At 62.4% G+C, this 14383-nt stretch carries 13 protein-coding genes; 6 read left to right on the plus strand and 7 right to left on the minus strand.

Annotated elements, in window-relative coordinates; genetic code table 11:
* The first annotated feature begins 12 nt into the window (after nt 1-12).
* From K5E80_RS07530 to K5E80_RS07545, 4 genes are read left to right on the plus strand one after another with little or no spacing between them, the layout of a single operon-like run.
* Complete coding sequence (locus K5E80_RS07530) at nt 13-1062, plus strand: XdhC family protein (protein ID WP_220635570.1); 1050 nt, start codon at nt 13-15, stop codon at nt 1060-1062.
* Nucleotides 1059-2687: an NTP transferase domain-containing protein gene (locus tag K5E80_RS07535; RefSeq protein WP_220635571.1), complete on the plus strand. Its 1629-nt coding sequence runs from the start codon at nt 1059-1061 to the stop codon at nt 2685-2687. Before K5E80_RS07530 ends, K5E80_RS07535 begins: the two co-directional genes overlap by 4 nt.
* On the plus strand, nt 2684-3901 hold the full coding sequence (locus tag K5E80_RS07540) for an aminotransferase class V-fold PLP-dependent enzyme (RefSeq protein ID WP_220635572.1): 1218 nt from the start codon (nt 2684-2686) through the stop codon (nt 3899-3901). The genes K5E80_RS07535 and K5E80_RS07540 overlap by 4 nt, the downstream gene beginning before the upstream one ends.
* Nucleotides 3898-4323, plus strand: coding sequence for an iron-sulfur cluster assembly scaffold protein (locus tag K5E80_RS07545; RefSeq protein ID WP_220635573.1), 426 nt, complete (start codon nt 3898-3900; stop codon nt 4321-4323). The genes K5E80_RS07540 and K5E80_RS07545 overlap by 4 nt, the downstream gene beginning before the upstream one ends.
* Nucleotides 4324-4366: 43 nt before the next feature.
* On the opposite strand, the gene K5E80_RS07550 is transcribed toward K5E80_RS07545, so the two are convergent.
* From K5E80_RS07550 to K5E80_RS07570, 5 genes are all read right to left on the minus strand, one after another.
* Nucleotides 4367-5374: an AraC family transcriptional regulator gene (locus tag K5E80_RS07550; RefSeq protein WP_220635574.1), complete on the minus strand. Its 1008-nt coding sequence runs from the start codon at nt 5372-5374 to the stop codon at nt 4367-4369.
* A 59-nt stretch (nt 5375-5433) separates the two neighbouring features.
* Nucleotides 5434-5988, minus strand: a complete 555-nt coding sequence (locus K5E80_RS07555; protein ID WP_220635575.1) for an SRPBCC family protein — start codon at nt 5986-5988, stop codon at nt 5434-5436.
* Nucleotides 5989-6291: 303 nt separating this feature from the next.
* Entirely contained in the window at nt 6292-8628 is a 2337-nt protein-coding gene (locus tag K5E80_RS07560; protein WP_220635576.1) for a xanthine dehydrogenase family protein molybdopterin-binding subunit, read from the minus strand.
* A 66-nt stretch (nt 8629-8694) separates the two neighbouring features.
* The gene (locus tag K5E80_RS07565; protein WP_220635577.1) at nt 8695-9156 is read right to left on the minus strand and encodes a (2Fe-2S)-binding protein; all 462 of its coding nucleotides are present in this window, start codon (nt 9154-9156) and stop codon (nt 8695-8697) included.
* Nucleotides 9157-9170: 14 nt separating this feature from the next.
* On the minus strand, nt 9171-10043 hold the full coding sequence (locus tag K5E80_RS07570; RefSeq protein WP_220635578.1) for an FAD binding domain-containing protein: 873 nt from the start codon (nt 10041-10043) through the stop codon (nt 9171-9173).
* A gap of 401 nt (nt 10044-10444) precedes the next feature.
* On the opposite strand from K5E80_RS07570, the gene K5E80_RS07575 reads away from it, so the two are divergent.
* Nucleotides 10445-11032 carry an NnrU family protein gene (locus tag K5E80_RS07575; protein WP_220635579.1) on the plus strand — a complete coding sequence of 196 codons (588 nt, stop codon included), beginning with the start codon at nt 10445-10447 and terminating at the stop codon, nt 11030-11032.
* Nucleotides 11033-11057: 25 nt separating this feature from the next.
* A complete protein-coding gene (locus K5E80_RS07580; RefSeq protein WP_220635580.1) occupies nt 11058-11705 on the plus strand; it encodes a DUF2238 domain-containing protein in 648 nt (215 codons plus the stop codon).
* A gap of 100 nt (nt 11706-11805) precedes the next feature.
* Here the strand turns inward: K5E80_RS07580 and K5E80_RS07585 are convergent, their stop codons facing one another.
* A complete protein-coding gene (locus K5E80_RS07585) occupies nt 11806-13791 on the minus strand; it encodes a site-specific recombinase (protein WP_220635581.1) in 1986 nt (661 codons plus the stop codon).
* A gap of 168 nt (nt 13792-13959) precedes the next feature.
* Nucleotides 13960-14346 (minus strand): RNA-binding S4 domain-containing protein, encoded by a 387-nt coding sequence (locus K5E80_RS07590; RefSeq protein ID WP_220635582.1) that lies wholly within the window; start codon nt 14344-14346, stop codon nt 13960-13962.
* Between the last annotated feature and the right edge of the window lie 37 nt (nt 14347-14383).

The raw sequence follows: 14383 nt of genomic DNA on the forward strand, positions 1-14383 counted from the left end.
GTCAACCGGCGGTTGAAGCATAATCCGCTTATTGACCGCAACGGAACGGCACGCATGGCATCCGAACTCGACGACATTCTCAATCACGCCCAGGACTGGCTGAATGCCGGTCACGGCGTGGCGCTGGCCACCGTGGTGCGCACCTGGGGCTCATCGCCATGCCCGGTCGGCAACCACCTCGCCGTCAATGCCGCCGGAGACTTCGCCGGCTCCGTCTCCGGCGGCTGCATCGAAGGCGCCGTTATCCAGGAGGCGCAAGCCGTCATTGCCAGCGGCCAGCCGCGCCTGCTCGAATTCGGCGTCAGCGACGACCGGGCCTGGGAAGTCGGTCTCGCTTGCGGCGGCCGCGTCCAGGTCTTCGTCGAACGTCTCGGTGCCAGCTTCGCGGCGCTGATGGCAGCACGCGCCGCGAAGCGGCCGGTCGCCACCGTCACCCGCCTGGCCGACGGCGCGCAGGCCCGCATCGAGGAAAACGCCATCGCCGGCAAGCTCGACGTCGGTGCCGATCTCGCGGCCCAGGTGCGCCAGGGCATTGCCCGTGGCACCAGCGGCATGCTCGGCGAGGCCGGCACACTGTTCGTGCGCGTCTATGCGCCGCCGCCGCGCGTGCTGATCGTCGGCGCCGTGCACATCACGCAGACGCTTGCGCCGATGGCGGTGATGGCCGGCTACGGCGTCGTCGTCATCGATCCGCGCCGCGCCTTCGCCAGCGCCGAGCGTTTCCCCGGCGTCGAACTCAGCGACGAATGGCCGGACGAGGCCATGCAGCGCCTCATGCCCGACAACCAGACCGCCGTCGTCACCCTCACCCATGATCCCAAGCTCGACGATCCGGCGCTGAGCATCGCCTTGCGCAGCCCGGCCTTCTACATCGGTTCGCTCGGCAGTTCGCGCACCCATGCCAAACGCATCGAGCGCCTGACCGAACTGGGGCTTGCGGATCAGATCAAGCGCATCCACGCCCCGGTCGGACTCGATCTCGGCGGCCGCTATCCGAGCGAGATCGCCGTTTCCATCCTCGCCCAGATCATCCGCGTGCGCTACAAGGGAGCGGCGCAGTGATCTTCGGCGCCTTTCCCTGCGCCGAGGCCGAAGGCGTGCGCCTCGCCCATACCCTCAAGCTGCCGCAGCTGAAGCTGCGCAAGGGCCATGTGCTCTCGGCCATCGACGTCGCCGCGCTCGAAGCCGCCGGCATCACCAGCGTGTCCGGCGCCAGGCTCGCCCCCGGCGAGATCGGCGAGGACGACGCCGCACGCGCCATCGCCGCCCTGCTGGCCACCACCGGCATCGTCGCCCGCCCGCCCTACACCGGGCGCTGCAATCTCTACGCACAGACGCCGGCCGTGCTCTGCATCGATGCTGAACGCATTGACCGCCTCAACCGCATCACCGAGGCCATCACGCTGGCCACGGCGCCGCAGCATGCCTGTGTACGCAAAAACCAGCGCATCGCCACGGTGAAGATCATTCCCTTCGCGGTTGCACCGCAACGTATCGATGCCTGGCGCAAGCTCATCGGCACCGAGCCGCCACTGCGCCTGGCGCCGCTGCGGGCGTGTCGCGCCGCACTGATCATGAGCGTCTCCTCGGCCACTACCGACCGCATGCTCGATATAGCCGTGGACATCACACGCGACCGTCTCGAAACCCTCGGCGGTAAATTGGCGCTCGAACTACGCTGCAATCACGACAGCGTCGCCGTGTCGCAGGCGCTGCGGCAGGCGCTGGCAGCGGGATGCGACCTGCTGCTGGTGCTGGGTGCCACCGTCAGCAAGGACCGCGGCGACGTCGTGCCAACAGCTATCTCCATCAGCGGCGGCGTCATCGAACATTTCGGCATGCCGGTCGAGCCCGGCAACATGCTGCTCACGGCACGCATCGGCGGCGTGCCGGTGTTGAATCTGCCCGGCTGCGCGCGTTCGCGCAGCCAGAATGGCTTCGACCTGGTGCTGCAACGCCTGCTCGCCGGCCTGCCTCTGGCCCCGCACGACATCATGGGCCTGGGCGTCGGCGGACTGATGCATCGTGTCAGCGAAGACGAAGCCATCGCAGCGGAAGAGCCCGCAGCCATCGCGCCGACCCCGCGTTCGCCACGCATTGCCGCACTGGTGCTGGCCGCCGGACGGTCGACTCGCATGGGCGAACACAACAAGCTGTTGTGCAACGTAAGTGGCGTGCCCCTGGCGCTGCGCGTCACCAACGCCGCCTGCGCCTCGCACGTCTGCCAGGTCATGGTGGTCACCGGCCATGAGTCCGAGCGCGTCGAAGCCGCGCTGGCGGGGCGACCGGTTTCCTTCACCCACAACCCCGACTACGCCCAGGGCTTGTCCACCTCGCTACGGCGCGGTCTGCGCGCACTGCCGGCCGACATCGACGCCGTGATCGTGCTGCTGGCCGACATGCCCGGCATTAGCGCCGGCGACATCGACCGCCTGCTCGACTACTTCGACCTGGCGCATCCCTGCATCCTCGTGCCGGAGCACGAAGGCCGGCGCGGCAACCCCGTCGTCTGGCCTCGGCGCTACTTCGGCGAAATGGCCGACCTTTCAGGCGACACCGGCGCGCGCGGCCTGCTCGAACAGTATGCAAACGATGTCCGCAGCGTGGCCATCGCCAGCCCGGCGATTTTCGCCGACATCGATACGCCGGAAGCCCTCGCAGCCTATACCGACCAGAAGCAAAAATGAGTTTCGATGCTGCTGCGCTGCGCGCGGAATTTCCGCTGCTTGCTTCCGCCACCATGCCGTTGCACTACCTCGACAGCGCCGCTACCAGCCAAATCCACCATGCCGCTCTCGATGCCATGGTGCGCCACGAGACCACCGCGCGTGCCAACGTCATGCGCGGCACCTACCGGCTGGCCGAGGCGGCCACCGAAGCCTATGAGACTGCACGCACACAGGCCGCGCGTTTTCTAAACGCCGCAGCGCCCGACGAGATTGTGTTCACAGCCGGTGCCACCGCCGCGCTCAATCTCGTTGCATATGCTTTCGGTGGCACGCTGAGGCCCGGAGACGAAGTCGTCATCTCGCTGGCCGAACACCACAGCAATTTCGTGCCCTGGCAGATGCTGCGCGACCGTGCCGGCATCTGTCTCAAGTTCCTGCCGCTCACGGCCGAAGGTCGCATCGACAGCGCCGCGCTGCCCGCGCTCGTCACATCACGCTGCCGCCTGATCGCGGTAACGCACTGCTCGAATGTCACGGGTGCGGTCAGCGACGTCGCCGCCATCGTCGCCGCCGCCCGCGCGGTAGGCGCACGCGTGCTGCTCGATGGCGCCCAACAAGTGCAACACGGCCCCGCGGATGTACAGGCACTCGGTATCGACTTCTACGCTTTCTCCGGCCACAAATGCTATGGTCCTAACGGCATCGGTGTGCTCTGGGGCCGCGCCGACGCGCTGGATTGTCTGCCGCCCTTCCAGGGCGGCGGCGGCATGGTCGGCGAAGTCACGCCCGAAGCCACCAGCTTTGCCATGCCACCGTACCGCTTCGAGGCCGGTACGCCACCCATCGCCCAGGCGGTGGGCCTCGGTGCCGCCCTGGACTGGATGGTGACCTTGCCGTGGCCGGCAATTCACGTCCACGAGCAGGCCCTGCTGCAACGCCTGTTGGCGGGACTCGCTACGCGGCCCCAAGTGCGCGTTCTCGGTCCGGCTGACTTGACGGCACGACAGCCCATCGTGGCCTTCAATCTCGCCGGCCTGCATCCGCACGATGTCTGCCAGGTGCTCGACCGCCACGGCGTGGCGCTACGCGGTGGCCATCATTGTGCCCAGCCCTTGATGCGGCACTTCGGCGTCGACGGCACCAATCGCGCCAGCATCGCGCCCTACAACACCACCTCCGACATCGACGCCCTGCTGGCCGGCCTCGACGATGCCATCGAGGTGCTGGCATGAACGACGACCTCTATCAGCAAGCCATGAAGGAACTGGCCCGGGCGGCCCATGGCAGCGGACGCCTCGCTCATCCCAGCGCCAGCTCGTATCTCGACAACCCGCTCTGCGGCGACCGCATCACGCTCGATCTGCGTGTCGAGAACGACGTGGTTGTCGAAGTGGCGCACGAAACCAGGGGTTGTCTGATCTGCCGTGCCGCCGCTTCACTGCTCGCGCATGATGCCCCTGGCAAGACATTGGACCAACTGGCGCGCGTACGCGCCGACCTCGAAGCGCTGCTTGCGGGCCATCCCGCTGCATCTCCACAGTGGCCGGATCTGGCCCTCTTCGCCCCCATACACGCGCACAAGAGCCGCCACGGCTGCGTGCTTTTGCCATTCCGTGCCCTGAGCCTGGCGACAAACGGCAGCGGCCAGCGTTGAGTCGCCACAGTAGCGCCGGGTTTCCTCGGCGCGGACTTTCCGCCTACTGTTTGCGCAAGGTGTCCGATGGCAGTTCGCCAAACTTCTTCTTGTAGTAGGTGCCGAAGTGACCGAGATGCAGAAAACCCCATCGTGCAGCGACATCGGCGACAGTCGTCGTCGCGGGCGTGGCCTGCAACAACTCGTTGCGCACGCGTTGCAGGCGTTCGGCGCGAAGATAGGCCATCGGAGTGGTCTTGCGGAACTCCCGAAAACCCGTGTAAAGCGAACTGGCGCTGACCCCGGCAAAGTCCGCCAGGCTGGCTATCGTCAGCGGTTCCGCCGCATGCGCCTTGATGTATTCCTCAACCCGCTTGACGTGGCTCGGGGCGACCGACGGCGCCGGGCGGGTCAGTTCTTCGCTGTAGTTGCTCCACTGTGCATGCAGCAGCGTCACCACCACCAGATGCTCGATCGATGAGCGCACCAGTTGCGATTTCAGGTAGGACGCGGGACTGTCCAGTTCATTGATCAGGTGGGAAACGAGCGCCAGAAAGCCGTTGGCATGATGATTCGATATCGCCAGATCAAGCCCGAATCGGACCGGCTCGCGCAAGTCATGCCCGACATGTTGCGCGCAAATACGCTCCAGCAACGAGCGATCGACTTGCACCATGATCTGATCGCAATTGGCATTGATGGTTTGGTAAAACGGCAGCGTCGGCGAAACGACAGCGGCATGATCCGGGCTGGCGCACAGCGTCTGGTCGCCACAACTGACATGTGCGGTGCCGACCATCGGCATCATGACAAGCAGGAAAGTTCCGAGGCAGCCCACGTCGATGTTGACCGTGGGGCCGTAGCGCAGGCGATTGAGGGAAATCCCGCCCAGTTCAACACGGCTCATCGACGTATCGACCAGACATCGGTCCGGGCCGACGATTTTCAGGTCATGCGGGCAATAAATCTCCGCCACCCGCTCGCGCGCCTCAATCGCATCGGTAGTCTGAAACAGCAAATGGCGGGCTAGCGGCTCATTGGCATACGGCGAGTTACGCTGTGCGATATCCATATCCATTCTCCTTCCGCCTTCGGAATCTGCGCAGAACGGCGATGCATTCTCCCACAAGCTCAGAACTTCCCGCGCAGCATCCCCAGGAACTTCATGAACATGGATTTCAGTTTTCCCAGCACGCCTGCCGAGACCGTTGCAGCTTCCGCCCCGCCGCGCTGACTTTCGAGTTCCTGAACGCGGGTGCGCATCGAAGCAATAAATTGATCGTTGATGCCATCGGCGAACTTTTGCATGACGCCACCGGGAAACTTGCCGAGCTTGCCGACGATATTCACATGCGACGTGTAGGTGATTTCGGTACGCTGTTCTTCGAGGCTCTGCAGCGCCAGGGTGCACTCCGCACTCACCTTGCTGCTGCCGTCCTTGCCGTTTCCCTGTATGGTGTAGGCGGCGTATTCCGGCCGACGCTCTTCCTTGGTTTCGACCCGCACATCGAAACCAACCTTGATCGGGCCGACCTTGACGCCCACCGAAGCATTGTATTTGCCTGGCTCTACCACCTCGACGGTGTGGCAGCCCGGCAAACAGTTGCCGACTTCCTGCGGCTCGTTCAGGAAAGCCCACGCGCGCTGCAATGGCGCGTCGAGAACGAATGTGCGCTCGATATACATCCAGAATTCTCCTCGATCAAAGCGGTAACTTATTGGATGGTTCCCGGCAAAAGAACACATTCCCAGCTACCATCTTAGTACCTGTCGGATTGATTTCTTGATTGTTAGAGCGGAATTATCTGCCCCGGAGCGCAACGAATATCGGCGCCCCGGCCCCGCCCGGCGGTTTGACCCGGTATTGCCGCCAGCAGGCGAAGCCGGAATGCTGCCCAATTCACCGGCGCTGTCGGCAGCGATGAAGCGGATCGATTTTGACTATCCGAACCGCGTCTCCATTTCAGGAATATCCGGCCGGCTTTCTCCCTATAGCTTCCCGAGCCCGGTCAGGATCTTCTCGGGGGTGATCGGCAGATCCCTGAAGCGCACGCCGATGGCGTCAAAAATCGCATTGGCGATGGCCGGCGCCGGGGTGATGACGCAGCATTCGCCGAGGCTCTTGGCGCCGAACGGGCCGGTCGGCTCGTCGGTCTCGATGAAGATGCTGTCTATCTTGCGCGGCATTTCCATTGCGGTCGGCATCTTGTAGTCGAGAAAATCCGAAGTCAGGCAGGAGCCGGTCTCCGCATCGAACTGAATATGTTCCATCAGGGCGTAGCCCATGCCTTGCTGGAAGCCGCCTTCGACCTGACCTTCCGCCGCCCTCGGGTTGATCGTACGGCCAATGTCATGCGCATACACGGCGTGCAGCACCCTGACCTCGCCGGTTTCGGTGTCGACCTCGACCTCGACGAACTGCGCAGCGCATGGCGTCGGATTCGAGGTCGGCGCGAGACTGGCGATGCCGACGATGGTGCCTTTTTCTTCCACCGTGGTCGGTGCCGGTCCCTCAGCGGTCATCTGCACGAAAGGCGACTCGGCACGCTGGGCGACTTGCGCCACCGTGACCGACTTTCCGGGCGAGCCCTTGACGCTGACTATGCCATTGGCCACCTCAAGATCGTCCGGGCTGACTTCCATGAGGATCGCCGCGACTTCAAGAAGGCGCTTTTTGGCCATCGCCGACGCCGCCTTGATGGCATTGCCGGACGAGTAGGTAACGCGACTGGCGTGCGTCGGCGCGTCGAACGGCACGTTGTCCGTGTCGCACTGACTGCTCATGCGCACGGCGCCGGCCGGCAGTCCAAGCTCTTCGGCGGCAATCTGACAGAGCGTGGTGATCTGGCCCGAGCCGATATCCATCGACGCCGTCGCCAGGTCCGCGGTGCCGTCGCGATTGATCTTGACGATTGCGCCGGAATGCTCGTAGATGTCGGGAAAGCCCATGCAGCCGCTGACCCAGACCGGGTGCACCGAAAGGCCGATGCCGCGCTTCTTGCTGCCTTCGCCGTGCGGCGCCTTCCTGGCCGCCGCCCAGCCGATCTTTTCGGCACCCTGGCGCAGACAATCTTCAAGCCCATAGGAAGCGATCGTGAAGGCCGGGTTGAACGGATGCGGTTCGCCCTTCTTGCGCGCGTTCTTGAGGCGCATCTCGATCGGGTCAAGGCCAAGTTTGGTGCAGATTTCGTCGATCTGCGATTCGACGGCGAAGCTCCCCTGCGGGGCGCCATAACCGCGATAGCCGCCGCCGATCATGTTGTTCGTGTAAACCGTGAAGCCCTCCCACTTCGAATGCGGCGCGTGATAATTGAAGAAAATGCCGAAGGCGCCGTGCACCATGATCACCTCGGAGCCATGCGTCGCGTGGGCGCCGCAGTCGAGAATGCTCTTGGCGTAGCGCGCGGTAAAGGTGCCATCCTTCTTCACTCCGGTCTTGAGAAACACCTTGATCGGATTGCGCGTCGTGGTGATGAAATCCTCATGGCGCGTGTGCTCGATGCGCACCGGGCGGCCGGACTTCTTGCTCAGGAGCGCGGCGACCGGTTCCATCGCAGTCAGTTCCAGCTTGCCGCCGAAGCCGCCGCCGATGTAGGGCGGCTTGACGACTTTGACCTTGCTCTCGGGAATGCCCAGCGCGAAGGCCAGTTTCTCGCGCGTGCCGAAAATATGCTGTGTCGTCACGTGGATGGTGACATTGTCGCGACGATCCATATCGACGATGCAGACGCGCGGCTCCATGTAACAGGTATGCACGCGCTGGGTCTGGTACACGCCCTCGAAGACGAAATCGGCGTCGGCAAAACCCTGGTCGAGATTGCCAAACTCGAAAACCGGATTCTTGGCGATATTGTTCGGCGCGTCCGCATGCAGTTGCGGCGCATCCGGCTGCATCGCCTCCTCGGGATCGAACACCGCCGGCAGTTCCTCGTATTCGACATCGATCAACTCCAGCGCCGCCTCGGCGATTTCCGCCGAGGTCGCCGCCACGGCTGCCACCGGCTGGCCAACGTAACGCACGATTTCGCCGTTCATGACGTCGAAGTCGAGGATCATGCTCGGCGCCTGCACCGGCACGAAATACACCGGCGTGAACTTGACCTGCGGCACGTCCTTGGGCAGCAGTACCGCCTTGACGCCCGGCAGTTGCTCGGCGCGCGTGGCGTCGATGCTGACGATGCGCGCGTGGGCATACGGGCTGCGCAGCATCTTGCCATGCAGCATGCCGGGGAGCCGCACATTCATCGGATAACCCTTGCCACCCGTTACCTTGTCATACGCATCGGGCCGCTCGACGCTTTGCCCGACCACATTAAGCTTGTTCATGGTGTCGCCCTCTCAAGAACTCGGAACCCATCGCGATTGATCTTGCCGCGCGGCCGAGTGAATTAATCAACCCTCCGCCGCCAGCTTCACGGCGTCGACGATCTTGGCGTAACCGGTGCAGCGACAGAGGTTGCCGGAAATGCCTTGACGAATCTGTTCTTCGTCGGGGTGCGGGCAGTCATCGAGCAACTGCTTTGCCGACATCATCATGCCGCAGGTGCAATAGCCGCACTGCACGGCCCCGGTCTCGATGAACGCCGATTGCAGGGGGTGCAATTCTTCGCCGCTGGAGAGTCCCTCCGCGGTGGTCACCTTCGCGCCATCGTACGCCAAGGCATAGCACAGGCAGGAGTACACGGCCTTGCCGTCGATATGCACCGTGCAACAGCCGCAGCCGCCGCTATCGCAGCCGCGCTTCGGACCATTGAGGCCGAGCTGTTCGCGCAGGACCTTGAGCAGGGTGGCGTCCTTGTCGACCAGCAGCTCATGCATTTCGCCGTTCACTTCGAGTGTCATCATCTGTTTCATGGTTCCGTCTCCCTTCAAGCCAAACGTGCCACGGCGCTTTCCAGCGCCCGGCGGGTCAGCACCTTTGCCATCTCGCCGCGATAGGCGGCCGAGGCGCGATGATCGGATAACGGCTCGATATCCTCGACCACGGCGGCGCTGGCCGCCAGCAGCGTGCCGCTATCGAGCTTCGAACCGAGCAGGATGTTCTCGGCCGCCGGGGCGCGCACCGCCGTCTCGGCGACGCCGCCGCCGAGCGCCACGCTGACGCCGGAGCACTTCCGGTTGGCATCGATGCTGATGCGCACTGCGACGTTGACGATGGCAAGGTCATTGGCGGTGCCTTCCAGCTTGATGAATGCTCCGGCCGTATTACCCTGGATGCGCGGGATGACAACGCCCGTAACAAATTCACCGGGTTCCAGCGCATTGGCGAACATGCCGGCGAAGAAATCGGGCAGCGCCATGCGCCGTTCTCCCTGGCGCGCGCGCGCAATCACGACGGCATCCAGCGCCAGCAATGCGGTTGGAATATCAAAGAAGGGACATGAGGCCGAGACGCAGCCGCCAATCGTCGCAGTATTGCGAATCTGCACCGGAGGATAAGCCAGGGCATCGGCAACGGCGCCCAGCCAGGGCGCAGTCTTGACCTCATCCGCATTCTGCAGGGCGGCGAAGGTCACGCTGGCGCCGATATTCATGCCGTTCGCATCGCTGGCGATCTGGTCGAGCCCGAGCTTGCGAATATTCACCAGTGCCTCGACACCGCTCAGCAGGCCGCGCGTCTCAAGGCCGCGCAGGAAGGTGCCCCCTGAAAGCACCAGTGTTTCCGCATCCTTGTCGAGGAGGTCGAACACCTCATCCACGCTGGCGGGCGTATAAAAGTTCTTCAGATTGTTCAAAGCCATGACATCTCCCGACAAAAGGGGGCAAGAACCACTCCGGCCGTCCACGTGATGCCATCGTCTCCGGTTCTTGCCGCGAAACCGGATTCACCGGGGACGATGCCCTGACTCTCGTCGGCAGCCGCCCGAATGAAACCGGCACAGATTCAGGTTAACGCGATTGGTCGGCAAGGTGTTATCCGAAAAGAGCAACGGATATCCAATGGCTACCAGAGTCTCATGTCGCAGTGCAACATACGGAAGTGGAGGCAGGCTGCAAGGGGCAGGTTAAAATGTTTTCTGCTGCAATGAAGTTTCAATCTCGTACAGTCACACCGCGACGGCTCTATGCTTTTCGCGTAATCGCAGTTCTGTTCCAGCCAAAATAATCGTCGCGCAAGCGGCACATCAGGGAGAGAATAAACATGAACGGCTATCTTGTTTTGATTCTGGGATTAATCATTCTTCTCGGTACCCACTCGGTACGCATCGTGGCCGACGGCTGGCGCAGCGCCATGATCGGCCGCACCGGCATCCTCGGCTGGAAGGCGTTGATCGGCCTGGTCTCCCTCCTCGGATTCGGCTTGCTCGTGTGGGGCTTCGGCCTGGCGCGCGCCGAGCCGGTCGTTTTGTGGGCAGCGCCGGTATGGGCCCGGCATGTGGTGGCGCTGCTGATGCTGCCGGCATTGGTGCTGCTGGTGGCGGCTTATATTCCGGGCAACCGGATCAAGTCGGCCATCGGCCATCCGATGGTGGCCGGGGTAAATATCTGGGCGCTGGCGCATCTGCTGACGAACGGCAGGCTGGCCGGCCTGCTGCTGTTCGGCAGCTTCCTGGTCTGGGCGGTATTTTCATTCAGCGCCGCGCGCCGGCGTGATCGCGCAGCAGGCGTCACCTACCCCGCCGGCCCCCTGTCGCGCACCGTCATCGCCATCGTGATCGGCATCGCTTTGTGGGCGGCCTTTATCATGAAGCTTCATGTGTTGCTGATCGGCGTGCAGCCTTTCGGCTGAACGCAATCCGGTTTCCGCTGGCACGATGCAACAACGCGCTCTTCCCGCGGCATTGCTCGCCAGCGTGCTGCTGGCCTTGCTGATCTCGGGCCTGCACCCCTACGACCGCCCGACCTGGCTGATGGAAACGCTGCCGGTGATGATCGCCGCGCCGATCCTGATCGCAAGCCGGCAGCGCTTTCCGTTAACGCGGCTGCTCTATGTCCTCATCGCGATTCATGCGCTGATTCTGATTGCCGGTGGGACCTACACCTATGCACGCGTACCCTTGGGTTTCTGGCTGCAGGAGATGCTGTCGTTCGAACGCAATCCCTACGACCGCATCGGCCATTTTTTTCAGGGCCTGGTGCCGGCGCTGGTGGCGCGCGAAATCCTGCTGCGCCTGGGCTATGTGCGTAGCCGCGCAATGGCAGGTTTTCTCGCCCTGTGCGTGGCGATGACGGTATCGGTCTGTTACGAGTTGATTGAATGGGCGGCGGCGCTGGCCCTGGGCCAGGGCGCGGGTGACTTTCTCGGCACGCAAGGCGATGTGTGGGACACGCAATGGGACATGTTCATGGCGCTGACCGGCGCACTGACCGGCATTTTCCTGCTGGCAGGTCTGCATGACAAGCAGATGGAAAAAATGAAGCGCCCGGCAAAACAACCCAGCGTGGAATTACTTTCTCGCTGACGCCAACTCACCGGCAAGTCACTTTCGGGTGGACCTTTGGACATCCGATGGTGGCTGGCGTGAATCTTCGTGCGCTGCCGATCGAAGTCCGGCATTTCGGTTAAGTGCTTCCTTGGTCCTCCAGAGCGGGTGGCGGAAGGAAAAAGTCGCGCGGCATATACCAGAAGCGTTTCAGTACCAGGCCGATCAGAGTCCCGCCCTGCCTGAAACTGACGCGCCGCGAGCGCAATGCCACGGCGAGTGCCAGCGTAAAACTCACCATCAGATTTAAAGCGCCGATCAGGGCAATGCCAAGCAATGACAGAATCCACTGTTCAGGCGTGAGCAGGTAATTCATGCCCATCAGTGCAAAGATGAAATTCGCGCTGGAAAACGTGATGTGGCGAATATCGATGGGCAAGCCGAAGATGAAGCCAAGTGTGCCGATCGACCCCAGCATCACACCGAAGAAAAAGTTTCCCGCCAGCGCGCCGAGGTTATCGCCAATGTAGGCAGTGATTCGCGCCAGCCGTGCTTCACCGATAAGCCGCCGCAACCATGCCAATTGCCGCAAGCGCGCCGGAATCTCGTTGTAGGCGGCCTTGTTGTCGTAGTAGCCCGAGATCAGACCGGAAAGGAACAGGCATACGCCCGCAATCGCTGCATGAAACAGCGCCAGACTGTGAAATGGATCAAGATCATGCAACAGATGCAATGCCTTGTCGGGGTCGGCGAGCGGCCTGCCGCTCAAAGATGACCAGCACCACGCAGCGACAAAGGCCGTCGGCATGACGACCAGCACATTGCCGACGATGGCAATGAATTGCGAGCGAAACACGCAGATTACGAGTTCAGCCAATTCGTGCAGACACTGCCTTCCCGCATCGATGGTCGCCGCGATTGATGCGGCTGTCATTGCCGGTTGCTTGGTGGCAATGGTGAAGTGCAGCACATGAACGAACATGAAGCCGAAGGAATAGTTGAGGCTGTAGAACAGCGCATAACCGAAAGGCGCGAGCACAAGTTTCGACAGCAGCACCTTGATCATGGCCATGAAGCCGACGATGAAGCCCGCACCTGATGCAGAGCGGAACATCTCCTTCCATTCCGCGGCATCGCGCGTAACGTAGTGCTCGCCGCTGCGGCTGGCGCGCTCGGTAACCTGCAGCGCGAGCAGTTCCGTGTTGGTCTGGAACAACTCGGACAGGCTCCATTTGAGGTTATCGGCGTAAACCAGCATCTTGAACAGGGCGATACCCGATTTGCGTGCGGCGGCGATGGAAACGGGATCGAGCAGCGTGAGCAAGATACGCAAACGATCGATGCTTTGCGTCAAACGCAGCAACAAGCGGGTAAGGCTGACCGACACGCCGCTCTGTGCGGCCTGGCGGCGGATCTTCACGACCACTTCTTCGCATTGGCCGAGCAGCACCTCGATATGGCGTGCATCGTCCCTTCCTTTGCCACGCTCTTGCAGCCAGCACTGATAGCGCTCGACGAAGTCCACCACTTCCGCGTTCTGGCGCATGAACGGCGACTCGAAGCGCTCTATGTCCGGATAATTGCGCACCAGTTCCGGTTCGAGACCGATCGCCGTGATGCGGTAAGACAGCACCTGCACCGCTTCGAGCAATTCACGCATCACGCGATCATGGAGTTCAAGAGATTCACGCCACTCAAAACCGAGTACAAGCAGCAAGCTTTCCCATACTTCGTCGTCGATGCTGCACACCCATTGCCAGTCGTCACTGTGGTCGAAGACCAGCGAGAACACGTCCTTGACGTAGTCGTCGTTGACCGTGGGCGGCAGCCATCGGTGATTGAAGCGTTTCCATAATTCGCCGAAAAATCCCGCGCTTTCAAGAATGCCGGTGTCGGTGCATAGGTGGACAAGCTTGCGCGAGCCGATAACCTCGGCAAGATAATTGCGTAGCACTGCCGCCAATTGAGGCCGCGCTGACAGCAACTGGATCAGTGCGTACAAATGCACCGTGGCCTGTGTCACTTCACCGCTGCGGATTGGCCGCAGGGTACGCACCAGCGCACGCAGCGGACCGATGTCGCGCGTGCCGGGGTTGGCTAATAGCTGTTCGAGAATTGCTTTCATATCCGATGGAGTTTGCCTTAGAAAATCATTTTTGTGAGTCAATTTTCTGTCGGCAAACAAAGACTTCCATTAGTGCGGCAAATCAGGCAGTTGGGACAAACGCGATATTGCCCTGTCGGATTGAGGCAACAAGTTTTGAACTGCTGGAAAGCAGAAAGCGCTGCTCGACTAAGCGCCAACTCTCCTTATCAGGCGCCCCGACCGCTTGGTAGGTCGGCCTTTCAGATCCGACCCCGGCACCGGAGCGAGCTTGCGCATCTCGGCTTCCCGCGTCCGGCGCGCCAGGCTGGCTTCGGTTTCCTCATAGAGCAGGCGCGCTTCGGCGGCCGGGCGGCGCTGCGCGTTGATGCCTTTCACGATCACCGACCAGCGCAGTTCGCCGACGGCGATATCGATCGCATCATGCGGTTTTACTTCGCGCGACGATTTGGTCGGGCTGCCATTGAGCCTGACCTTGCCATTCTCAACGGCTGCCGCCGCCAGGCTGCGCGTCTTGAAGAAGCGCGCGGCCCATAGCCATTTGTCGATGCGCAATGCGTTGGTGAAATCGTTCATCGGGGAAATGCTACCACCCGCCGCGAGAGGTAACCAC

It is taken from the genome of Georgfuchsia toluolica (assembly GCF_907163265.1).
Lineage (GTDB): Bacteria > Pseudomonadota > Gammaproteobacteria > Burkholderiales > Rhodocyclaceae > Georgfuchsia > Georgfuchsia toluolica.